Origin of the sequence: Pedobacter sp. 22226 (assembly GCF_052045455.1) — a bacterium.
GTDB lineage: Bacteria > Bacteroidota > Bacteroidia > Sphingobacteriales > Sphingobacteriaceae > Pedobacter > Pedobacter jeongneungensis.
The window spans coordinates 150,619-173,911 of record NZ_JBQEPB010000007.1; the positions used below are offsets into that span (position 1 = coordinate 150,619).

Annotated in this window: 26 protein-coding genes; 4 read left to right on the top strand and 22 right to left on the bottom strand. The window is 38.5% G+C overall.

All coding sequences use genetic code 11. The annotated features are described in order from the left end of the window. Positions 1-11: 11 nt before the first annotated feature. The 17 genes from ACTJKC_RS17010 to pdxA all read right to left on the bottom strand — a co-directional run bounded on the left by ACTJKC_RS17010 (position 12) and on the right by pdxA (position 15,109). Positions 12-218 carry a hypothetical protein gene (locus tag ACTJKC_RS17010; RefSeq protein ID WP_440793761.1) on the bottom strand — a complete coding sequence of 69 codons (207 nt, stop codon included), beginning with the start codon at positions 216-218 and terminating at the stop codon, positions 12-14. Positions 219-307: 89 nt separating this feature from the next. After that, positions 308-1,693: a LutB/LldF family L-lactate oxidation iron-sulfur protein gene (locus tag ACTJKC_RS17015; RefSeq protein WP_440793763.1), complete on the bottom strand. Its 1,386-nt coding sequence runs from the start codon at positions 1,691-1,693 to the stop codon at positions 308-310. Positions 1,694-1,831: 138 nt separating this feature from the next. Beyond that, positions 1,832-2,041: a type II toxin-antitoxin system VapB family antitoxin gene (gene vapB, locus ACTJKC_RS17020; RefSeq protein ID WP_344852482.1), complete on the bottom strand. Its 210-nt coding sequence runs from the start codon at positions 2,039-2,041 to the stop codon at positions 1,832-1,834. 617 nt (positions 2,042-2,658) lie between these two features. After that, the gene (locus tag ACTJKC_RS17025; protein ID WP_440793765.1) at positions 2,659-4,293 is read right to left on the bottom strand and encodes a M28 family peptidase; all 1,635 of its coding nucleotides are present in this window, start codon (positions 4,291-4,293) and stop codon (positions 2,659-2,661) included. A 27-nt stretch (positions 4,294-4,320) separates the two neighbouring features. Then, positions 4,321-4,758, bottom strand: a complete 438-nt coding sequence (gene rpiB / locus ACTJKC_RS17030) for a ribose 5-phosphate isomerase B (protein ID WP_344852485.1) — start codon at positions 4,756-4,758, stop codon at positions 4,321-4,323. Between the two features lie 45 nt (positions 4,759-4,803). Next, a complete protein-coding gene (tatC, locus tag ACTJKC_RS17035) occupies positions 4,804-5,685 on the bottom strand; it encodes a twin-arginine translocase subunit TatC (protein ID WP_344852486.1) in 882 nt (293 codons plus the stop codon). 164 nt (positions 5,686-5,849) lie between these two features. Beyond that, entirely contained in the window at positions 5,850-6,068 is a 219-nt protein-coding gene (locus ACTJKC_RS17040; protein WP_440793767.1) for a Txe/YoeB family addiction module toxin, read from the bottom strand. Further along, positions 6,059-6,256, bottom strand: a complete 198-nt coding sequence (locus ACTJKC_RS17045) for a DUF2683 family protein (protein ID WP_113947624.1) — start codon at positions 6,254-6,256, stop codon at positions 6,059-6,061. Before ACTJKC_RS17045 ends, ACTJKC_RS17040 begins: the two co-directional genes overlap by 10 nt. A 94-nt stretch (positions 6,257-6,350) precedes the next feature. Further along, complete coding sequence (accC, locus tag ACTJKC_RS17050; RefSeq protein WP_344852488.1) at positions 6,351-7,691, bottom strand: acetyl-CoA carboxylase biotin carboxylase subunit; 1,341 nt, start codon at positions 7,689-7,691, stop codon at positions 6,351-6,353. 218 nt (positions 7,692-7,909) lie between these two features. Further along, on the bottom strand, positions 7,910-8,386 hold the full coding sequence (accB, locus tag ACTJKC_RS17055; RefSeq protein WP_025143956.1) for an acetyl-CoA carboxylase biotin carboxyl carrier protein: 477 nt from the start codon (positions 8,384-8,386) through the stop codon (positions 7,910-7,912). A 158-nt stretch (positions 8,387-8,544) separates the two neighbouring features. Further along, positions 8,545-9,543 (bottom strand): beta-ketoacyl-ACP synthase III, encoded by a 999-nt coding sequence (locus tag ACTJKC_RS17060; protein WP_344852489.1) that lies wholly within the window; start codon positions 9,541-9,543, stop codon positions 8,545-8,547. 18 nt (positions 9,544-9,561) lie between these two features. Then, positions 9,562-10,500 (bottom strand): phosphate acyltransferase PlsX, encoded by a 939-nt coding sequence (gene plsX, locus ACTJKC_RS17065; RefSeq protein ID WP_344852490.1) that lies wholly within the window; start codon positions 10,498-10,500, stop codon positions 9,562-9,564. Positions 10,501-10,601: 101 nt separating this feature from the next. Next, positions 10,602-10,793: a 50S ribosomal protein L32 gene (rpmF, locus tag ACTJKC_RS17070; RefSeq protein WP_025143959.1), complete on the bottom strand. Its 192-nt coding sequence runs from the start codon at positions 10,791-10,793 to the stop codon at positions 10,602-10,604. Between the two features lie 15 nt (positions 10,794-10,808). Further along, positions 10,809-11,294 (bottom strand): YceD family protein, encoded by a 486-nt coding sequence (locus ACTJKC_RS17075; RefSeq protein ID WP_440793771.1) that lies wholly within the window; start codon positions 11,292-11,294, stop codon positions 10,809-10,811. 268 nt (positions 11,295-11,562) lie between these two features. Beyond that, positions 11,563-12,405 (bottom strand): sulfurtransferase, encoded by an 843-nt coding sequence (locus ACTJKC_RS17080; protein ID WP_440793773.1) that lies wholly within the window; start codon positions 12,403-12,405, stop codon positions 11,563-11,565. Between the two features lie 57 nt (positions 12,406-12,462). Further along, on the bottom strand, positions 12,463-13,644 hold the full coding sequence (locus ACTJKC_RS17085; protein WP_440793775.1) for an MFS transporter: 1,182 nt from the start codon (positions 13,642-13,644) through the stop codon (positions 12,463-12,465). Between the two features lie 385 nt (positions 13,645-14,029). Beyond that, positions 14,030-15,109, bottom strand: a complete 1,080-nt coding sequence (pdxA, locus tag ACTJKC_RS17090) for a 4-hydroxythreonine-4-phosphate dehydrogenase PdxA (protein WP_440793777.1) — start codon at positions 15,107-15,109, stop codon at positions 14,030-14,032. Between the two features lie 194 nt (positions 15,110-15,303). Here pdxA and rsmA point away from each other — a divergent pair, with 194 nt between their 5' ends. Together rsmA and ACTJKC_RS17100 are read left to right on the top strand one after the other, a co-directional pair. Next, on the top strand, positions 15,304-16,089 hold the full coding sequence (gene rsmA, locus ACTJKC_RS17095; protein WP_440793779.1) for a 16S rRNA (adenine(1518)-N(6)/adenine(1519)-N(6))-dimethyltransferase RsmA: 786 nt from the start codon (positions 15,304-15,306) through the stop codon (positions 16,087-16,089). Positions 16,090-16,413: 324 nt separating this feature from the next. Beyond that, positions 16,414-17,016 carry a thioredoxin family protein gene (locus ACTJKC_RS17100; RefSeq protein ID WP_440793781.1) on the top strand — a complete coding sequence of 201 codons (603 nt, stop codon included), beginning with the start codon at positions 16,414-16,416 and terminating at the stop codon, positions 17,014-17,016. Here the strand turns inward: ACTJKC_RS17100 and ACTJKC_RS17105 are convergent. Genes ACTJKC_RS17105 through ACTJKC_RS17115 form a run of 3 tightly spaced genes read right to left on the bottom strand, consistent with a single transcriptional unit; the run spans position 17,013 to position 17,875 of the window. Continuing rightward, positions 17,013-17,342 (bottom strand): type II toxin-antitoxin system RelE/ParE family toxin, encoded by a 330-nt coding sequence (locus tag ACTJKC_RS17105; protein WP_440793783.1) that lies wholly within the window; start codon positions 17,340-17,342, stop codon positions 17,013-17,015. The genes ACTJKC_RS17100 and ACTJKC_RS17105 overlap by 4 nt on opposite strands. Beyond that, complete coding sequence (locus tag ACTJKC_RS17110; RefSeq protein ID WP_344852498.1) at positions 17,332-17,538, bottom strand: hypothetical protein; 207 nt, start codon at positions 17,536-17,538, stop codon at positions 17,332-17,334. The genes ACTJKC_RS17105 and ACTJKC_RS17110 overlap by 11 nt, the downstream gene beginning before the upstream one ends. A gap of 55 nt (positions 17,539-17,593) precedes the next feature. Next, positions 17,594-17,875 (bottom strand): ATP-dependent Clp protease adaptor ClpS, encoded by a 282-nt coding sequence (locus tag ACTJKC_RS17115; protein ID WP_025143968.1) that lies wholly within the window; start codon positions 17,873-17,875, stop codon positions 17,594-17,596. A 156-nt stretch (positions 17,876-18,031) separates the two neighbouring features. Here ACTJKC_RS17115 and ACTJKC_RS17120 point away from each other — a divergent pair, with 156 nt between their 5' ends. Further along, the gene (locus ACTJKC_RS17120) at positions 18,032-19,078 is read left to right on the top strand and encodes a 3-oxoacyl-ACP synthase III family protein (RefSeq protein WP_344852499.1); all 1,047 of its coding nucleotides are present in this window, start codon (positions 18,032-18,034) and stop codon (positions 19,076-19,078) included. 214 nt (positions 19,079-19,292) lie between these two features. On the opposite strand, the gene ACTJKC_RS17125 is transcribed toward ACTJKC_RS17120, so the two are convergent. Then, on the bottom strand, positions 19,293-21,743 hold the full coding sequence (locus tag ACTJKC_RS17125; protein WP_440793785.1) for a hypothetical protein: 2,451 nt from the start codon (positions 21,741-21,743) through the stop codon (positions 19,293-19,295). After that, positions 21,709-22,734: a hypothetical protein gene (locus ACTJKC_RS17130; RefSeq protein ID WP_440793787.1), complete on the bottom strand. Its 1,026-nt coding sequence runs from the start codon at positions 22,732-22,734 to the stop codon at positions 21,709-21,711. The genes ACTJKC_RS17125 and ACTJKC_RS17130 overlap by 35 nt, the downstream gene beginning before the upstream one ends. A gap of 29 nt (positions 22,735-22,763) precedes the next feature. On the opposite strand from ACTJKC_RS17130, the gene dtd reads away from it, so the two are divergent. Next, complete coding sequence (gene dtd, locus ACTJKC_RS17135; protein WP_440793789.1) at positions 22,764-23,216, top strand: D-aminoacyl-tRNA deacylase; 453 nt, start codon at positions 22,764-22,766, stop codon at positions 23,214-23,216. Positions 23,217-23,293: the final 77 nt, after the last annotated feature.

Below are 23,293 nucleotides of genomic sequence, written 5' to 3' on the forward strand. Positions count from 1 at the left end.
TTAAATGGAATTTAAGAGTTATTACTGTTACCTCTACCATCAATTACAGATTGTTGAAATTCCTCATCAGTCAGATTTAAAAAACTTCTAAATCTTTTGTGAAGATTTTCTTTTGGCTTGTTATCTTTTCCTAAGATTTTAACAATACTTAAAGCCTCAAAATCTTGTATAAGTTTGTAAGCTTTATCGTTTTTGATTTGCAACAAAACCGTGTCCATATTTTTTTAGTGTCTATATCAAATATACAAAATATGGGGTTGACTAAATATACTTTCTGATTTAATACCGTGGACTAAAGACTCCGGACTCAAGACTCCCGACTTTTTTTCAACTCTTCCCACTGTTTAGCAAAAGATTTATCCGCTACTTTTGGCATTTCGCGGTATTTGCCCCAGCTCTTTTTAAAGAAACTTTTGAGCATGAAATTTTTAAACTTTCCTCCGAAGAAATCCATCCATTTACGCTTTTGCATCATTTTGTTAAACATGCTCCAGCCAATTTCCTCTTTCTTCCCATTATCATGAGCAGCTGCGGCATCTCTGCGGTTTAGGAGTAACATTTTATGGATATCGATTTTAACAGGACATACCTCCGAACATTTGCCGCAAAGGCTAGAGGCATAACTTAAGTGTTTAAACTCTTCCATGCCTTTAAAATGTGGGGTAATTACTGATCCAATCGGACCGCTATAGGTGGTATTATAGGTATGGCCACCAATATTTTTATATACCGGGCAGGCATTTAAACAAGCGCCACAACGGATGCAATATAAAGCCTGCCTTTGATCCTTTTGTGCCAATAAATTGGTTCGACCGTTATCCAGCAAAATGACATACATTTCTTCTGGTCCATCCGTTTCGTTAGGCTGGCGTGGACCGCTTAAAATGGTATTGTAAACGGTTAGGTTTTGTCCGGTTCCGTGTGAGGCTAATAATGGCCAGAAGAGATCCAGATCGGCCATAGAAGGGATTACTTTCTCAATCCCCACGATAGCAATATGGATTTTAGGAAAAGTGGTACTTAAACGTGCATTGCCTTCATTTTCGGTCAGGGCAATACTTCCGGTATCTGCAATTAAAAAATTTCCACCGCTGATGCCGATATCGGCTTTCAGGTATTTATCTCGGAGTAATTCGCGTGCTTTTTGTACAAGTTGTGGTGGAGTGGCATCTATTGGGGTGCCAAATTTATCGTGAAATAACTGTGCAATATCAGTTGCACTGAGGTGCATGGCCGGGGTAACAATATGGTATGGAGCCTGACCAAGCAACTGAACAATGTATTCACCGAGATCACTTTCTAAAGATTCAACGTTGTTTTTTTCAAGGAAATCGTTAAGGTGGATTTCCTCAGTAGTCATCGATTTCGATTTGATTACCGTTTTACCATTGTTTCTTTTGATGATGCTGAGGATTTCCTGCTGTGCTTCCTCTGCGTCATTGGCCCAGATTACCTTACCACCACGACGCTGGAAATTAGATTCGAATTCGGGCAGGAACTTATCGAGGTTTTCCATCACACGCCATTTGGTAACGTGCGCCTTTTTTTTGGATGCCTCTAAATTTTCGAATTTTGACAAGCCGCGTTCAACAGCTACATTGTATTTGCCAATATTATAGTTTATGGTTTTACGATGCGGTAAATCGAAAGCTTTCTCGTCAGATTTCTCTAAAAATTCTTCGGCAATATTCATTAATTTTATTTTGTAATAGGGTAACGAATATTAACTGATTTTAGTTTTTAGCTATTTCGTTATAAATTCAAAGATAGGAAACCGTACTGAGTTTATTTTTATAAAAATTGAACCATACTGTCAGAAAAACGCCTTTTTTTAGGTGTATTCTTTGAAATCGTTTAATGGCGCATTAAAATCATCACTAATTTTCATTTTTCCTTTTAGTAAACCCAATTTTCTGGTGGTTTTTCCTGCATCCCTCTTTTTTACTTCCTTGTATAAAATAAAGTCAATAAAGTTTTCTACTTGTTGCTGGTAGGCAACAGGGATCGTTTTAATTTTTTCTAAAATATGCAATTGATCCATAAACCCGCTTTATTAAAAATAACATTTTAATCTTAAAATATAAACCTCAATTCGATTAATATTTATTCGTACCGACTAATTTAAGCCTGTGTAACTAACAAGATCGTCATGCTGTCCCGATTTATCCTAATGTGTGGACATATATTTTTAAGGCGTTATGCAAACTTGCTTTAAACAACAACCTGGTTTTACCGAAGAACGCCCGTCAATCCCAAGTGCATGGAAATCAAAAAAACAGTTGCAGAACGGTACAATTGGCATTATCAAACCTAAAACGCAGTGGTTTTGTGCAGATCTCGCAAAACTTTAAACTCTTCGATATTACTGCACAAAACAGAGTGCCGCTGTTTTTTTGATGTGAGATAGGCTTGTGTGGAAGCACCTAGCTGGATTGACGAAGCGCTTTGGGTACTTTGGCGCTCCAAAGTACCATGCCTCCGCGGCATAGGAGTGGAAAAAAGATTCTTTAGACTTGTGTCCATACGATAGAATTTATCGGGATCAGCATCTTTTCTGTGAGATGGACCCTGAAATAAATTCAGGGTGACGGCTATGAAATAAAAGTATCAACCACAAAAAAGCCCCGACATTTTGCCGGGGCCTGGTATTTTTACTTATTATTTCTTTGGATTGCCTTTTCCGTCCATATCTACTACAGGGCGTTTAGGTCTGTTGGCTAGTTCCCATGCGGTAAAGTAAGTTAATTTTGCCCGCTTAGATAAAAGTGGGAAGTTGATTTTACTCACTTCATCACCAGGTTTGTGATAGTCCTGTTGCAACATGCCATCATAATAAAAGATGATCGGAATACCCAGTTTAGCGAAGTTATAATGATCTGAGCGGTAATAAATCTGCTCCGGATCTTTTGGATCGTCATATTTATAATCCAGTTTCATTTTGGTGTAAGTTGCATTAACCTGCTCACTTAATTTACCCAAATCGCTGCTTAACATGTTCGAACCAACTGAATAGATATAATTTGCTGAATCTGGTTTGCCTAAATATTCTTCACCTGTACGGCCAATCATATCGGTATTTAAATCTGCTATAGTGTTTTCAACAGGGAAAACAGGATGCTCCGAATACCATTCAGAACCCCATAACCCTTTTTCTTCACCAACAACAGTCATGAAAAGAATACTGCGTTTAGAACCTTTTCCAGCTTTTTTAGCATCAGTGAATGCTTTTGCCATTAATAAAACGCCGGTTGTTCCCGATCCATCATCATCAGCACCATTATTTACTTTGTCTTTTGCATTTGGATCAATTTCTAAACCAATATGATCATAATGGCCTGTAAGGATCAATACTTCTTTTTTAAGTACCGGATCAGAACCTTCTAAATAACCCAAAACATTTTCGCATCTAACAGCGGTTTCTGTTTTTGCTGCACTTGCGGAGAAAGGTACATTTAATACTTTTGAAGCAGGAGCCTGGCTCTCTGTTATTTTTTTCTGAAGATCTGCAACAGTAGTATTAGATGCTTTAAACAATTCATTTGCTAAAGCTACTGATATCGAAATGCGAGGTGTTTCATTTTGCTTTTGAGCTTCTATAGCGGCATTGGTTTTAACCATCACCCTGCCTTTTTTCAAGGTTTGTTTGGTGTTTTCGGTTATTCTGTCAACAGCAGGATCAATCAGGATAATGGCTTTTACATTGTTTTCAGCAAAATATTTTGCTCTTGCCTCTAATGTTGCGCGATAAGCTGCTCTGTCGATTTTTGTACCTGGTTTTAAGGTTGGATCGCCTCCGTTGAACATCATTACTACTTTACCTTTAATATCGGTACCGGCAAAATCGTTGTAGCTATCTTTTTTTATCCCATAACCAATAAATACAATTTCGTCTGTAGAGAAAGTGAAACCTTTATCGCTGATTAAGCTGGGTGATACAAGGTAATCTTTTTGATATTCTTTCGGCTGACCGTTTACGGTTAACTGGCTTTCTTTTAAAGTAACGTTAACCAGATCGATCTTTTGAAAGTAGCTGCCATTTACAGGTGCTTTTAAGCCTAACGACTTAAAATAATTGCTGATATAATCTGCGGCCATCCAGGCACCTTTAGTTCCTGTTTCGCGACCTTCATACTCATCAGAAGCTAAAACAGAAAGGTGTTTGTAAGCATTCTCAGGATTGATGGCCTTGCTGAATTTTATCGCATCCTGGTTAGGCTTAAGGGGCGTAATCTGGCTAAAGCAACTCGCTGATACGAGCGACGCCAAACCAAGGGTTAAAAATTTTTTGTTCATTATGATAATAGTTAGTTGAGTTTATTATTAACACGAAATTTTTTCAACCCTGTTCTGGTGACGGCCGCCCTCAAATTCAGTGGTTAAAAAAGTAGTGGTAATTTCTTTTGCCAGTTCCTCTGATACAAATCTTGCCGGGATGCACAAAATATTTGCATTATTATGCTTGCGGACCAAAGAAGCGACTTCATTTTCCCAACATAAACCAGCCCTGATATGCTGATGTTTATTAGCCGTAATGGCTACTCCGTTTGCCGAGCCACATAGCAAAATACCATAAGTAAATTCGCCGTTTTCTACTGCTGAGGCCACCGGATGGGCAAAATCGGGATAATCTACAGAACTTTCAGAATAGGTGCCAAAATCTTTTAGCTCGTATTCCTGTAAAAAATCTTTTAATATTTCTTTGTATTCAAACCCGGCGTGATCCGCTCCAATAGCAATTTTAATTTTTGTATCAGACATTGTCAAATTTATAGAGAATTATGAAATCCGTTCGTAATGTTTTTGTTAGTTAGCATAGAAAGCTGCCTCGGCTTTTTTCTTCTTCCTTTCAATGTATGCCGAAACAAAAATACTGGCTTCATATAATAAAAATAACGGAGCTGCAACGGTTAGCATGGTAAGGATATCAGGTGTTGGGGTTACAATAGCTGCGATAATCAATATAATTACAGTTGCATATCTTCTGCTCGATCTCATTAATTTTGGCGTCATTAAACCAAGTTTCGAAAGGATGAAAATAATGATAGGCAGTTCAAAAATAATTCCGGTTCCTAATGTTAAGGTAGCTATCGAAGAAACATATGAATCAATTGTGAATGTGTTTTTAATTTCACTGCTCACCGTATAACCCGTTAAAAAGTTAATCGACAATGCACAAATAATAAAATACCCGAAAATAATGCCGATGATAAAAAGTACAGACGCAAAAAATACAAAGCCGCTGGCTGATTTTCGCTCATTCTCATGTAAGGCTGGTTTAATAAAACGCCAGATTTCCCATAATAAATAAGGGAACCCGAGAATAATACCGCACATTACGCAAACGTTTAGCTGGAGATTAAACTGGCCGGCCATCTCGGTATTGATAATTTCGCCGTTGATTTTGGTGATACACATATCCTTACCCAATGATGGAAAATGTTCTACCAGTTTACACATCATGCGATAGGTCCAGAAATCTGGTTTTTTCGGTCCGAAAATTATTTTATCAAGGATCTCTTCATTGAAGTAAAAAGCGATACCCGTAAAAACGGCAATGGCAATTACGGCTCTGATTAAGTGTTTACGGAGAACATCCAGGTGATCGAAAAAAGACATTTCTGCCTCTAATGTAGTGCTCTTTTGCCCGATAGCTTTTGTAAGTAGATTTTTTTTAGTGTCGCTCATGTTGAAAACAAAAATACCATTCTATTTGAATAGAATGGTATTTACGTGTTAAATATAGAAATAGTTTATATTATTCTGAGAAATGCTTGAATATATTGACAAATTCAAACTAAAAGTTAATTGTAATGCCCTCTGAGCGAATAGATTTTAATAATTTGTTCAATTTATGAGACAGCGTAAATAATTCTATGTTCTGAATTTATTCTCCTAGACCACTTGCCTGTTAGATTATATTTTAGTGGCTCTGGTTTTCCAATGCCTTCAAATGGAGAATCGCTTATAGCAACCAGAAGACTATGAATTTTCTTTTGTACAATACTATTTCCTGATTTCTTCCAAAAATCTAAATCATCGTTAGCTTTCGGAAGAAAAACTATTTCCATAAGTTATCTAAGTCAACTTTTGTGAAGTTTCCTTCTTTGAAATCTTTATCCCCTTGTAAAATTTTTTCTACAAATTCTGGGTTATAAGGCTTTTCTTTTTTTTCAAAAGAAATCTTCATGGCCTTTAATACCTGCTTTACGGCATTTAATTGGGCCTTATTTTCCGGATGTACAATTAATGTTTCCATAATTCAAATTTACTGAAATAAATTTAAACTTTTAACAAAGAAAAATCCCATCTCGTTTTACCAAAATGGGATTTGAATTTTATAGTAATTTCTATTATTCTGAAAATTCGAACGTTTCCATAAATTTAGTGGTGAAATTTCCTGCTCTGAAGTTTGGATCTTTCATCAATTGTAAATGGAAAGGGATAGTCGTTTTAATCCCTTCTATTACGAATTCACTCAGCGCACGTTCCATGGTACAGATCGCTTCTTCGCGGGTTTGTGCTACACAGATCAGTTTAGCGATCATCGAATCGTAGTTGGAAGGAATTGAATATCCGGCATAAACGTGGGTATCTACACGAACACCATGTCCACCCGGAGAATGGAAATTGGTGATTCTGCCTGGAGAAGGGCGGAAGTTGTTTGCCGGATCTTCTGCATTAATACGACACTCAATGGCATGCATTTCTGGCGTATAGTTTTTGCCTGAAATCGGAATTCCGGCAGCTACTTTAATTTGTTCTTTAATTAAATCGAAGTTGATAACCTCTTCTGTAACCGGATGCTCTACCTGGATACGCGTGTTCATTTCCATAAAGTAGAAGTTGCGGTGTTTATCAACCAAAAATTCGATTGTACCTGCACCTTCATAATTTACAGCCATTGCACCTTTAATTGCAGCCTCACCCATTCTTTCACGAAGTTCTTCGGTCATAAACGGAGAAGGAGATTCTTCTACCAGTTTCTGGTGACGGCGTTGAATAGAACAATCGCGCTCTGATAAATGACAGGCTTTGCCAAACTGATCTCCAATAATCTGGATCTCGATGTGACGTGGATCTTCGATGTATTTTTCTAAATATAAACCATCGTTACCAAATGCTGCGCCAGATTCCTGACGGGCACTGTCCCAGGCGTTTTCAAAATCTTCATCTTTCCAAACCACACGCATACCACGGCCACCACCACCGGCAGTTGCTTTCAGGATAACAGGGTAACCCATTTCGTTGGCAATAGCAATACCTTCTTTAACGCTGGTAAGCAAACCTTCCGATCCTGGGATGGTTGGAACACCGGCAATTTTCATAGTTTCTTTTGCAGAGGCTTTATCACCCATGCCATTAATCTGCTCTGGTGTAGCACCAATAAATTTGATGTTATACTCACGGCAAATGTTAGAAAATTTAGCGTTTTCTGATAAGAAACCGTAACCCGGGTGTATGGCATCAGCATTGGTTAATTCTGCAGCCGAAATAATATTTGGAATATTTAAATAAGAATCTTTACTGGGCGGGGGGCCAATACAAACAGCCTCATCAGCAAAACGTACATGTAAACTCTCGCGATCTGCGGTAGAGTAAACAGCAACCGTTTTGATGCCCATTTCCTTACAGGTACGGATAATACGCAAAGCGATTTCACCCCTGTTGGCAATTAGTATTTTTTTAAACATAATTTTTTAATTGATGATTACACCGATGATATGATTACACTGATCATTTGCGTAATGTAAACCGATATAATCAAATTTTAAATTAAATGTCATGGTTCGTGTCGCCACGAACCATTTATATTTTTTCAGTTTGTTAAAATGCAAAACTGAAGATCATCATAATTTTACGGCATTTCGGTCAGTGAGCACACAGGCCGAGGCGTAAGGTAACGTTACGATTAAATAGGTTCTACTAAAAATAACGGTTGGTCGTACTCTACCGGTGATGCATTATCAACCAGGATTTTAACGATACGGCCAGAAACTTCACTTTCGATTTCGTTGAAAAGTTTCATCGCTTCAATAATACAAACTACTTTACCTGCGCTGATCTCGTCGCCAACGTTTACAAACATTGGTTTATCCGGACTAGCTGAGCGGTAGAAAGTACCAATCATTGGTGATTTGATGGTTAAGTATTTTGAAGTGTCTTCTGCGGCAGGTACAGCAGGTGTTGCTGCAACCGGAGCAGTAGGAGCTGTAGCAACTGGTGCAGCAGCCTGTACAAGCGGAGCTTGTGGTACGGTAGCATGCACAACTGTTGGTGCCTGGTTTGTTTTGATCGTGATTTTGAAGTTTTCCTGCTCAATAGCAACTTCATTTACTCCAGAACGAGAAACAAATTTAATCAGTTCCTGTATTTGTTTGATATCCATTTTTTAGGCTAGTTATGTAAAAAATAGTGTTTATTGAATTAACTAAGTTATACTTTTTTTGTTTTATTTTTCTTGCAACCCTTTAAGGTTGATGGTTTAATGGCTGATAGTTAATGGTTATAGTGCTTAATCAGGCACCGGTTTAACTCCCAACTCAGTTACTCAGAGTCGTAGGCCCATTTAAGGTAAATTGAGCCCCAGGTGAAACCGCCACCAAAGGCAGCTAAAACGATGTTATCGCCTTTTTTCAGCCTGCTTTCCCACTCCCATAAGCATAACGGGATGGTTCCGTTGGTTGTATTTCCGTAACGTTCGATGTTGATCATTACTTTATCTGTTGTTACACCCATACGATTTGCAGTAGCATCAATAATGCGTTTATTGGCCTGGTGTGGTACCAGCCAGGCAACATCATCAGCAGTTAAGCTGTTGCGCTCCATAATTTCGGCAGCTACATCAGCCATATTGGTTACGGCAAATTTAAATACGGTTGGACCTTCCTGGTGTGCAAAATGCTCTCTTGCATCAACAGTTTCGTGTGTAGCAGGTTTAACAGAACCACCAGCTTTCATGCCCAGAAAATCTCTTCCGGCGCCATCAGTTCTCAGGATAGAATCCTGAATACCCAAACCTTCTTCATTTGGTTCTAACAAAGCACAACCACAACCATCACCAAAAATAATGCAGGTGGTACGATCTTCGTAATTGATGATTGATGACATTTTATCGCCACCAACTACCAAAACTTTTTTATGTCTGCCTGATTCGATGAATGATGCACCGGTAGAAAGACCGAAAATAAAGCCGGAACAAGCTGCCTGCAAATCGTAACCCCAGGCATTTTTAGCTCCGATTTTATCAGCTAAAACGTTTGCTGTAGCAGGGAAAGTAAAATCAGGAGTAGTGGTGCAAAAGATAATCAGTTCTATTTCACTTGCATCAATACCCCTCTTTTTAAGTAAACCGTTTACGGCATGAACCGCCATATCGGAAGTACCTAAACCTTCGCCTTTTAAAATTCTACGTTCTTTAATTCCCGTTCTGCTGGTAATCCATTCATCCGAAGTGTCAACAATGGTTTCTAACTCTGCGTTTGTAAGCACATAGTCGGGAACGTAACCATTTACTGCTGTAATAGCAGCGTGAATTTTACTCATTTTAAGAATTTTAATAAATTATTTAAATGCCATTCTAATTTTTTCTACCAATCCGGTGGTAATCATTTCTCTGGATTGGAGAACCATATTTTTAACAGCTAGCGGACTGGAAATTCCGTGTCCGATAACAACTGGAGCGTTAACACCTAAAACCGGACTTCCACCGTACTGTTCGTAATTGAAACGATCGAAGAACTCATCTTTAAGTCCTTTTTTGATGGTAAGTACGTAAAACGATTCTGCTAATTTTAGCATTACATTTCCGGTAAAGCCATCGCAAACAATTACATCCGCTTTTTCATTAAACAAGTCTCTTCCTTCAACATTACCCACAAAGTTAAACAGGTTGGTTTCTTTCATTAACGGAAAAGTAGCCATACTCAGCATGTTTCCTTTTTCATCTTCTTCACCAATGTTCATTAAGGCTACTTTAGGATCGTTGATCTGCAAAAGATTTTCTGCGTATAAACTGCCTAAAACGCCAAATTGTAATAAAATATCAGGTTTACAGTCGGCATTTGCACCTACATCTAATAATAAGCCAGTGCCGCCTTTAATTTTTGGAAGAATTGTACATAAACAAGGGCGGATGATGCCCGGAATGGTTTTAACGCTAAATACGGCGCCAACCAACATGGCTCCAGAATTACCAGCACTGGCAAAAGAGTCGAGTTTGCCTTCTTTTAAAAGGTTAAAACCAACTGCTATGCTCGAATTCGGTTTCTGAACGATTGCTTTGGTGGGATGTTCGCCCATACCAATTACTTCATCAGTATGAACGTATTCAAAATGATCTGGATTAAAACCTTCTTCTGCAAGTATGGGTTTAATCTGTTCGGTATCGCCAATGAGAACTAAATGCTCTCCGGCGTTAAGCGATTGATGAGCAGCTATTGCTCCCAAAACAATTGCTTTGGGAGCATAGTCTCCGCCCATTATGTCGAGGCCTATTTTCATAGAAAAAATCTGTTTGTGTTAAGTCAGGTGTAATCCTGAATTTTTCAGTTGACTAAGGTATGACTAAAGCCGCTGAAAACACAAACAATTTTTTAAGAAAATTACCCAATCTGAGTATTTTCGATAACCAGTTTACCGTTGTAGTATAAGTTACCATCAACGTTGTAAGCACGGTGAGGTACGTGGATAGCACCTGTTGCCGAGCATGTTGCTAAAGAAGGAGTAACAGCTTTATAGTGCGTTCTTCTTTTATTTTTTCTCTGTTTCGAGATCTTCCGTTTTGGATGTGCCATTGCTGTATAATCTAATTATTTTTTTAACTTATTAAGGGCTTCCCAACGTGGGTCGCTTGTTTGTTCATTTTCTTCGTCCTGCTTTTCGATAGATAACTGATTTAAGCGGTCAATCATTTCCTGATCGCAATCTTTACCTGCCTGATCGCAGTTTTTGATATAAGGTACCGCTACGTTAATCATTTCGTATAAAGGCCCCGATATATCAATTTCGGAATCTTTCCGGCTTAATGAGATAATTTCCTCATCATCGCTTTCCAGTTCATCTTCAGCAAACTTTACAATCTGCCTTTCGTAAAGGTTTACCGGGTAAGCAAATTCTGATAAACATTTATCACAATCTAAATTTACGGTACCAATAACTTTAAATTTTAAAAGCAACATGGTCTCTTGTTTCTCAAGTTCCAGGTCAACCTTTAAATTTCCACTTTTAATTAACGAATACTCAAATGCATTAAAAAAGGTATCATCAAGCTCATAATCAAACTGATGAGTTCCCAATTTTAATCCGGTAAACGGTAATGAAAATTGTTTTAGTGGGTTCAAAGTACTGTAAAATTTTAGCCTGCAAATGTAGGGATAAAAAAATTAGATTAAAAATGTTTTTTAAAAATTGTTGGCGTTAACTCTTGATTTTTAGACCTTACAGGTTTTCTGGTTAACTGGGATTTGCAAACCGGGCTTTAAGACAAAGAATTTTTAATCATTGGGTGGATTGGAAATCCACATCTCAGCTAGTCGGGATTGCAAATCCCGACCTACAAAATTACTAATCAGCCAGCACCATTTCCTTATTATTCCTGCTCCATTCGCTCCACGAACCAACATAAAGTTTAGGGATAGGCAAACCGGCATAATCCATGGCCAGAAGCGTATGGCATGCTGTAATACCCGAACCACAGTGTACAATTACATTTTCGGGTTTCACATGTGCCAGGGCTTCTGCGTATTTTTCTTTTAATATTTCTGGCGCAAGGAAAGCACCGGTTGCATCTAAATTTTCGGTAAAAGGAATATTTGCTGCGCCCGGGATATGCCCTGCAATTAAATCAATCGGTTCGGTTAAACCGGCAAAACGGCTGGCATCCCGTACATCGATTACAATATAATCGTCGGTTTTGGCTACTTTTTCCACTTCGTTTATATCTGATAACGGCAGGTTCCAGGCGGTGATTTGGTATTTTTCAACAGATTTTGGTATTTCTATTTTATCAGTTGTCGGGAAGCCCGCTTTAACGGCCGCCTGAAAGCCTCCGTCAATTACCTGTACTTTTTCATGTCCAATGGCTTTTAGCATCCACCAGAGTCTAGCAGCTGCATTACCGCCATTTTTATCATCATAAACAATTACATGGCTGTGTTTGGTAATCCCAAGTTTTTGTAACACGGCAGAAAACTGTTCGGCAGTAGGTAAAGGATGACGTCCGCCAACCGCAAAATCTCCGATATTGGCCAAATCTTCATTTACATCGGCAAAAAGAGCACCTGCCAAATGTTGCTCGTCATACCTGGTTTTTGAGCCGGCACTCGCATCGATGATTACAATTTCGTCGTCCTGGTTTAGCCAGGTTAGTTCTTCGGGTTTTATAATGGGTGATAATTTGTTCTCCATATTCAATTATGTATCGGCTCAAAGCTTTTGCAATATAAGAGATTTTGCAAATTAGACCTAATGTGATTTTTTGCCGAGTAAAGCCCACAATCCCAAAACCGGACCAATGGCCAGTACCATATATAGATATTGAACATTAAGCTGTTTTGATAAAAGGTTGATCACCTGAATGCTGATGATGGTAATGGCAAAACCGATACAGTTTACCAATGTTAAGGAAGTTCCCCGCAAACTTTCAGGAGAATTTTTGGCGATTAAAGAAGAAAATAATGGCGAATCGGCCGTTCCTGATAAACCCCAGCAAAATAAAAAGATAAGAAAGAGGTAAGCTGAATCACTGAACAGGAAAACAGGCGAGAGCAGACAACATAAGCCTGAAATTGCCAATGCGATGGTTGCTATTCTTTTAGCGCCAAATTTCTGGGATAGCAGTCCGCCGATCATACAGGAGATTCCGCCTGATGCAATAACCAAAAAAGAAAATAAAGGAATATTTAAAGTCGAAGAGGGATGTTTGCTGTTAAAAAGTAATAACATGCCGGGTAAAAAGGCCCAGAAAGTATAGAGTTCCCACATGTGGCCGAAATAACCGAAAGCAGCCGACCGGAACCCTGGATTTTTAAAACCATCAAAACAGGAACGGAAATTAAACTTCTGTCCCGCTGTTCTAAATGGACCGTTCGGTACCAATAATAATATGGACAGTGCACCAATTAATGATAAAGCGGATGTACCAAAAATTACATATTGCCAGGGAAAACTTGCGGTGAATGTTTTTAATAAATGCGGGAATGCGGTGCCGAATACCAAAGCACCTACCAAAAAGCCCAGCGATTTACCCAAACCATCTTTAAAGTAATCGGAGGCGATTTTCATCCCGACAGGATAAATGCCGGCAAGCATAAAACCGGTTAAAAAACGAAAAAGCAATAATAAATGTACATCTGATAATGGAAGGCAGGCGCCCAGGTTAAATAATGAAGCTGCAATTCCACAGATAAAGAACACTTTTGAGGGTGAAAAAATATCAGAAATAGCAAAAAAAGCAAAAACTAGAGTGCCACTGATAAAACCAAACTGCACCATGCTGGTCAGGTTGGCCAAAAGGTTGGTTTCGGTAGGGAAGTTTTTAACGATATCGGGTAACACGGCATTGCCCGCAAACCATAAAGAAGTGCAGAGGAACTGTGCAATAACAATTGTAGGTAAGATATAAGTGGGTTTTTTAGCGCTGCTCATCTTAAATTTAATGCACAATTTTAACTAAAATAAACCTGATAGCAGTGGAAATCCTTTTTTGTTTGCAGTAACCTTAAATATGCTTTATGCTGAGGTACGAAGCATCTGCAACCTATAAAACAGATGCTTCGTGCCTCAGCATGACAGAAGTTTAAAAAAGATTGTAACGGATAGCAGGGTTTCCGGAACCGATGAAAACCAGGCCTTGCTTTACAAAAAAATCATTACTTAATTCACTTGAGTCTTAGTTTTTAGAAAGCCCGGGGTCGGATGTCCGAAGTCAGAGGTCAATGGTACATAACCTTTCTTATTCCTACTTTAGTCTTTCAGCTTTGGTCTTTTCGCTCTAAAAACCTTCCACCTTATACCCTCAATCTTCTACCTCCTAAGAAGCATCATCCTTAATATCGAACTGTGTTTCTACCACCTTACCACCTGAACGTAACTGGTTGCCCAGCATTTCTTCCTGCTCTCTGCGGTTTTTTACAATGTGGATGGCAGAAAATAAAGCCTCAGTGAATGATGTAGAATCTGCCAGATCTTTACCTGCAATATCGTAACCTGTACCATGATCGGGAGAGGTACGCACAAAGTTTAGGCCTGCGGTATAGTTTACGCCATTGTGGAAAGCCAGTGTTTTAAAAGGAATTAATCCCTGATCGTGGTACATAGCCAAAACCGCATCGAACTGTTTATAACTGCCATTGCCGAAAAAGCCATCGGCCGGATATGGACCAAAACAAACAATGCCTTTATCGTAAGCTTCCTGAATGGCAGGCGTAATAATTTCTGCTTCTTCGGTGCCCAATAAACCATTGTCGCTGGCATGTGGATTTAAACCCAAAACTGCGATTTTCGGTTTTTCGATCCAGAAATCCTTTTTCAGACTTTCGTTGATCAGTTTTAATTTATTTACAATTTTCTCTTTTGTAATCGCAGCCGGAACATCTTTAACAGGAATATGGCCGGTAACTACACCCACCCGCAAATTTTCGCTAATGAGGAACATCAGCACATCTCTGCTGCCACTTTTCTCTTGCAGGTATTCGGTATGACCAGGAAAGGCAAAAGTATCTGATTGAATGTTGTGTTTATTAATTGGAGCGGTAACCAAAGCATCAATATCGCCGTTTACCAGATCAGCAGTGGCACGCTCTAAAGATAAAAGCGCGTATTTTCCGCCGGTTGCCGTAACCTGACCGAGTTCGACTTTTACATCTTCTTCCCAGCAATTAATCATGTTGGCACGTTTTACCTGCGCCTGATTGGCATGATTGATCACATTAAAACTGAAATCGCCGAGGTTATTTGCTTTTCTGTGGAAAGATGAAACCTTGGTATGTCCGTAAACAATTGGGGTACAATAATTTAAAATTGCAGGATTGGATAATGTTTTAATAATTACCTCTAAACCAATACCGTTTACGTCGCCTATACTGATGCCAATTTTAAGTTTATCGCTCATAATTACTGGAAAATTTTAGCGCAAATTACTGATTTTCGTTTAAAGAGGTGCTTACCGGATAAAAATTAGTTATTTTGTACAAAATAGAGTGGCCACGGAAACACTGTTTGCACGGAGAAGGGGAAAGGTTTTTCCCATTCTTTGCAAAATTTTTCTGTGGTTTCTGTGCCTCCGTGGCAAAATAAAGCGTAAAGATGAGTTTAGTAAAAGCAAAAAAACATTTAGGTCAGCATTTTTTAACCGATAAAGGCATTGCTAACCGCATTGTTGAGGCCCTGGTAAATACCGATAAATACCACCAGGTTTTAGAGGTTGGGCCGGGGATGGGAATTCTATCTGATTTTTTGCTGCAGCGGAAAGACCTGGAAACTTACCTGATCGATATTGATACCGAATCTTTCCACTTTTTAAATGAAAAATATCCTCAGCTTGGCGACAGGTTAATTAACGGTGATTTTTTGAAACTCAATTTTGATGATATTTTTCCAGGCCAATTCGCCATTATCGGGAATTTTCCATACAATATTTCTTCGCAGATTTTATTTAAGATTTTAGATAACCGCAATAAAGTGGTAGAGATGGTGGGCATGTTTCAAAAAGAAGTTGCACAGCGTTGCGCTGCACCTGCCGGTAGTAAAGAATATGGCATTTTAAGCGTATTTCTTCAGGCCTATTATAAAATTGAATATCTGATTACTGTTAAACCCGGTACGTTTAATCCGCCGCCAAAAGTGCATTCGGCCGTAATCCGCTTAACCCGTAACGAAGTAGAGACTTTAGATTGTGATGAAAAATTATTCTGGCGTGTGGTTAAAGCAGGTTTCAATCAACGTAGAAAAACCTTGCGTAATGCGGTTTCGGCGGTAATGCCAAAAGATAAAATGGACGATCATATTTATTTCGAAAAGCGTGCCGAGCAGTTAACCGTGGCTGATTTTGTGGCCTTAACGCAGCATGTGAGTAAGTTGATGGCTGTGTAATTAACATTCACTTTTGGTTAAAAAACGATTTTTATAAATATGCAAAGCATGCTTCGGCTCATTTCGGTTGCAGCAGTCCCGCTTTTCATTACAAGTCCGCACTCGTACCTCGCTTACGGGCTTTCCATTTCAATCGGGTTTATGTATTTCCTATAGTGCATTAAATCAAATGTTCTGTTTCACTAGTATGAACATTGCCCGAAACACAATTTTAAATCTGGTCAATCGTAAAATCTGTGTTATCCTGCGCTTGCGATTCTTGCAAAATAATGATCATTTTCCTTTAATTTCTCCTTTCCTTTGCGCTGTAATTTTTAGGAAACCATGATAAATTATCGCGAAATTTTTGAACAACAAGGTCTTGATTATTTAACCTATCGTGCACTGATTGACCAACTTCTGTTAGAAGGAAAAGCGACTGGTGATGTAACTTACGATTTGCACTACACCAAAATGAATGTGCAGCGCATGAACCGCGTGGATAAAACAGTTAGTTTAACTGATGAATTAGCCTCAACTGTAGATCATTTAAAAGCGAACTATAAATTTTTAGTGATTACTGAAGGCTGGTGTGGCGATGCTGCGCAGATTGTTCCGGTGTTTAATAAAATCGCGACGGCATCATTGGGTAAAATTGATCTGAAATTTGTGCTCAGAGATAAAAATCTTCCTTTAATTGATGCCCATTTAACCAATGGCGGAAGGGCTATTCCGGTTTTAATTGTTTTGAATGAATCAGCAGATCAGGTTTTAGCCACCTGGGGCCCAAGACCGCAAATTTTACAGGAGCTATTAAAGGAATGGAAGAAAGAAAGCGCTGAAATGCCGGTATTAGCAGAAAAACTTCATGGCTGGTATGCTAAAGATAAAACGCTGACGACACAGGCTGGGTTATTAGAACTTTTGAGAGGGTTGGAGAATTATTAAAGCTCAATAGATTTTAAAATATCTTCGAGTTCTTTATTCGAAATGGAATCTCTCTCAGACTTGTCATAAATAGATAAAAGATAAATTTTTTCATTAATCACGCGAACGTTGGTAATTAGCCTGACGCCACCCGATTTACCTTTTCCCTTACTAGAAATGGCTATTCTTATCTTGTAACACTCGTTACCGATAGGAATGCCTTGTATAGGGTTTGTCTTAAGATTTTCTACAAAAGTAATGATATCACTTTTTGCAGATTTGTATTTTTTACAGAGTTTTTTGAATTCTTTATTGAATAGGGATGATGTAAATACATCAAATTTCATTTATTAAATCCTCAAACCTTTTTAATTTTATCTTTCCTTTTTCTGCTAATTCAGTTTCTTTATAAGCATTGGCTAATTCATTGAGGTATTTTTCATTTGATTGCTCAATGTTCTTAATCTTAACCCCCTTAATACTTTTCAATGTTTCTAGAATTGAAAAAGCGTTATCATCCTTTATTTCCAATGTAACTTGCATAGCTGTAATTGCTTATCTAAGATAGTGATTTTCTTTCTTTAAAGAAAGTCACCTTTTAATCAACAGAAACCGTCAATCCTTCTTGCTGTAAAATTTTACGATACACTTCCATTTCGGTAAATGATCCCTCTAAAACCGGGCATTTACCTTCATTATGCACTTTCCATGCAATTTTTTCTGCCTGCGATTCGTTATAATCCAGGTATTTCATCATGCAGTAAATTACATGATCAAAAGTATTGATATCATCATTCCACAAAATAAGGCGATGTACGGTTTTTAAGGAAGTTAAAATTTCTTCGAGCGTAAAGGTCTCTTCTTTGGTTTCTGTAGACATGGTGCAAAAATAAACAATAATTTAGAAGATTTGAGATATTAGATCTGAGATATTAGATTTTAGGACGTTAGGATGAAATCTCACATCTCAAATCGCACCTCTCATATCTTTTTTTAATTAACTAACTTTGCTAACCAAATAATAATAAATACGAGCATGCACCAGTCTAAAATTGCGGGAATAGGTTACTACGTTCCGAAAAATGTATATACCAATGATGATTTAAGTCGTTTTATGGATACCAATGATGCCTGGATCCAGGAACGTACGGGGATTAAAGAACGTCGTTTTGCCGATCGGAATGAGGAAACAACCACTACAATGGGCATTGAAGCCGCTAAAATTGCGATAGAAAGGGCAGGGATTACTGTTAAGGATGTCGATTTTATTGTTTTTGCAACACTCAGTCCGGATTATTACTTCCCGGGCTGCGGCGTATTGTTGCAGCGCGAGATGGGCATGGGTGAAATCGGCGCACTCGATATCCGTAACCAGTGTTCGGGCTTTGTATATGCACTTTCGGTGGCGGATCAGTTTGTAAAAACGGGCATGTATAAAAATGTTTTGGTAGTGGGAAGTGAGAAACATTCATTTGCGATGGATTTCGAAACCCGAAGCCGTAATGTATCGGTAATTTTTGGTGATGGTGCAGGTGCAGTGGTGTTGCAACCTACGGATGAGCCTGGAAAAGGAATTTTAAGTACACATTTACATAGTGATGGTGCCGATGCTGAAATCCTGGCCATGTATTATCCGGGTTCTCATGCCAATAAATGGCTAAAAGATAAACCCGCTTATCCGGAACAGGAATTGGGCGGATTGTTTATGACGAATGAGATTTTAGAGAGTGGTGCCGCCTTACCTTACATGGATGGACCATCTGTTTTCAAAAAAGCGGTGGTAAAATTTCCAGAAGTAATTAAAGAAGCTTTGGCTGCAAATAACCTTACGGAGAAAGATATCGATATGTTAGTGCCACACCAGGCAAATCTGCGTATCAGTCAGTATGTACAGCAACTGCTGGGCTTAAACGACGATCAGGTTTTTAACAATATTCAGAAATATGGTAATACCACGGCCGCTTCTGTTCCTATTGCCTTATGCGAAGCCTGGGAAGCCGGCAAAATTAAAGACGGCGATCTGGTTTGCCTCGCAGCATTTGGATCGGGCTTTACCTGGGCCAGTGCGCTGATTAGGTGGTAGGTTTGGAGCTTGGAGCTTGGAGCTTTTGTCAAAAAGCCAAGCAAGTTAAGGTAAAATAAGAAAGTTACCTCATCAAAATAGATCCGTCATTTAGAGCGGAGTGCAACGAAGTCGGGAAATCTATAGCTAAAGATCTCTCCACTCCGCGTTGCTTCGGTCGAGATGACGACTGCACTTTTCTTAATTACCTTAAATTCTTAATGGTAGAAACCGTCTATTGCGTTTTCGGCCTGATAAAATCAGCTAAATAACTGCATTCTTCTGATGCAGTAGCATAAAAAGGCGTTTTATTATAATCAAGCCTCAATTCTTTAAGGTAAGGATTATTATAATTGGCCTTGATAAAGTTTCTCCATTTTACATCCTTTTTATCATAATAATAAAATGATAGCGGATTGGCGTTCATAATAATCTGCTTTTGCAAACATTTGGCCAGCATAAAAGTACATTTTGCTTTAAAATCGGCATTGGTGCTTAAAGCCCTCGCTTTTAAATACCATGCTTTTGCGGTTTGCGCTTTTTTGTAATCGCCATCATACACATATTTTGCCGGATTGGTATTGTCGTATGATGACCAGTCGTAACTGATCAGGAACCAGCTATTACCGAAATAACCTGTCTGGTAAACTGCATTGGCCATTTTATAATAATACAGCGCTGCGTTCTTTTTATCGCTAACGGTTAATTTCTGCAAGCGGAGCATTTCTGCAGCAAAGGCTTTTTTGGTGACAGATGCTTTTGCAGTTACATATTTTTTAGGATAATCGTTAATGGTCTCAATAAAAGGATTGGCATACAATTTTGAATTAGCTTCATCTTCATACCAGTTCTCCGGACTGAAATACTTGTAATTCGCCGAAACTTTTGCAAACATCTGCACAGCTTTATCATACTGATGCGTTCGCAGATAGGTAGTGCCATAAAGTTCATAAAAATCGTCATTTTTAAGCTGGTTTAAAGCTGACGCTAATAAACCGGTAACATCATTACCCGCAGCTTTGGTTTTATAAACCGCCAGTCCTTGCATACTTTTCGGACTTAAATTTTTCTGCCAAAAAGCGATACTCTGATAACTCATGTTCTGAAAAAGTGAGTTTTCTTTTATGGTTTTAGCGGTCAAGTCTCCTTTAACCATTGCCAGTGCTGCTTTGGCCGTATCGCCCATATTTAAATAGGCAGGCGCTAAAATCTGTTGGTAAAAATTTCTTGTCGTTCTGCTGAAACGCTTTTCCGCCTCTTCGTTATCATAATACTGCCCGTTAGATTGATTTTTATTTTCAGCAAAACGTTTTTCATCCAGCCATTTTAGAGTAGGCAATAGGTCGTTTTCGTTAAAAGGATTACCTTTTTTAATGTTTTTAGCTTTGATCAGTAAATCGGTAATTCGGTATTGATCGCGCAATCTTTCAGGCAGTTTATCTGGCTTTAAAATGGCAAGGTAATTTGAGGCCAGGAAATCTTTATTCTCCATCCACGATAAATAAGCGGCTGTTAAAGTACCCAGCTCAGGTTGCGGATATTTCTTTTCTGTTGCCAGTTTTACCGCGAAATTCCTGATTTCGTTCAATCGTTTTAGATTAACTGTTTTTAAACTATCTTTATATTTAGGATTTCCATTATCCGAAAAGTAATAATTATAACCAATTTTGGCAATGTCGTTCGCTTCGATAAGATCCTGCTCTAATTTATTTACTTCGCGCACCAGCAATGTTCCGTTCAGCTGACTTTTCGGTTCGTACTGATAAACTTTATTTAAGCTTTCTATCCCCGAATCGTTACCACCAAATCCGTTTATCGCCCAGATATTAGCTTTCTCATTATTGGTTTTGGCATATTTTAATGCCCCGTTAACTGGAGTACTATTGTAATAATAATTTTTATACGCCTGTACCCTCCTCTCCGGATTGCTGGCAAAGACCTTAGAAAATAAAAAAGCCGATTCTTCAGGGTTTCCCAACCTGCGCGTAGATCCTGCATATAGAGCCAAAGCCCAGCCTTTAACCGCACTATTTACCTTGCTGGTTTTAATATACTTCTCATAGGTCGATTTACTTTCGGTATGCATTCCTGCAAAATGGAACATCCTTTCTGCCTGATACGCATAACGTAATTTTAGAAAATCATCTTTTTCAGCATCTGTTAATTTTAAACCTTCTTTGGCTTTGTCCGCCATTGTTGTGGTATCTCGTGGTTTCGGATCCCAAAGGCTAAAATCTACGTTGGCTAAAGGTTCACAGCGCTTCGCAAACAGGTAATACTTTAAGGGTTCTTTACGTTTGCTTAAAGCCTGAATGAAGCTGTTTTGTTGTAAGCTATCAGGCAATTGCGAAACATTGCCGTCAAAATTGGTTAGTTTTACATTGGTGGCGCTATCGGTTTTGTACATTACTTTTAGCACATCCTCTTTTTTTACATTGAGGTATTTTGCCCATTCGCGGCTGTTGATATCAGGTTCACTTTCAATGTCGGTTTCACTGTTAAGGTACACCATTTGATTATAGGCAAACGGAGAATATTCGTCACCTTCAACGTTGTTGTGGAAATAGGAAATATAATAATCGTAGGGATCTATCTCACCGCCACAGGCAAGATTTACGGCAATTTCGCCGAAAAAAGTAATCAGGAATACACTAAAAATTAGCGATAACTTTTTGAAGGTTTTCATTGGTAAAATGTTTTAATAGGTCGGTGTCTAAATGGTAGAAAACGAGATTCCGGTCTCTGGGGGCTAAATATCGGGATAAAAATTTAGAGGTAACAAGTAAATCATCAGGAGAAATCTGTTCCCACCTCACTACATCACCCTTTTTTAATCCTGCTTCAGGATAATCAACCAAAAGATCGTATAAAATGGAATTTTTCCTTTGTTTAAATAGTTTTTTATCTTCAATCCGGCTTTTATCAATACGTTTAGAAATGCCTGCATACTTGCTATCTCTAAACACCACAGCCCATTCAAAAATTGGCAGGGCTACATCAAGTGGCAGCGGATATTGCTCTAAATAATCTTTTAAATAAACATCCATTTCATGTTGGTCCAGTATGGAATTTTGTTCGCCATATTTACGCAGGTTGCCCATGTTATAACACATTAAAATTGCCTTTTCTACTGGTGGAACACCGCTCGATACAATATTTTTAACCTGATGTAAACGCAGGGTTACCGAAATGGTTTTTCCTTTTAAAAGCCGATTATCCTTTAATTGTTCCAGAAATTTAAAATACCTGTTTCTGGTGCCCTTTGTCCAGTCGCAATCAATCTGAAGTTCGTGATAACTTTGTTTTCCTGCCTGTTTTACCTTCGCAGCTACAAATTTGGCAATCCGATCGGCCATTACTATACTCTGCGTGGTATCAATCTTATCAAAAACCTGGTTAACAATAAACACCACCGGTATAATTTCGGTCTGTTCGGGCAATGGATCCGAAAATTTAATGGGCGAAACAGGTACGGGCAGTTGCAGATCGGGATTAAAATCTACATCCATTATCCGCACATACAAAGATTTTGATTTAAACTGATTGAGATAAGCAGTTTCTGCTTTCTTATTCTGGTAATCCGTTTTCCAATAGTAAAAAGTAGGATTAACAACTGATTTTTGTTTGCAGCCGAAGAAGAGAAATACAGAAATCACTAAAATACTTATCTTGCGCATATCAATTTTGTTAGCAAAAGTACTATAAAATGCGGGCAGTTTTACAAAGAGTTACACAAGCAAGTTGCACTGTTGATGGTGAAATAACAGGAGCAATTGAAGGCGGATTCCTGGTATTGTTAGGCATTGAAGATGCCGATACCATGGAAGACCTGGATTGGCTGGCGCAGAAAATTATCGGAATGCGTGTTTTTGGTGATGAAAACGGAATGATGAACAAAGCACTTGCCGATGTGGGTGGAGATATTTTATTGATCAGCCAGTTTACTTTATTCGCTTCTACCAAAAAAGGAAACCGTCCGGGTTTTACAAGGGCGGCACGACCGGATGTTGCTATTCCGCTTTATGAGAAAATGATCGAAAAACTCTCGGCTTTATCGGGGAAAAAAATAAAAACTGGAATTTTTGGTGCCGATATGAAAATCGCACTTTTAAACGACGGGCCGGTTACGATTTTGATCGATACAAAAGATAAGGAATAATTAAAATTTAATGTGCTGAACGTAACTAATCAGATAATGAATGGTCAAAAATCGCATTAATCTATTTCAATCGAACT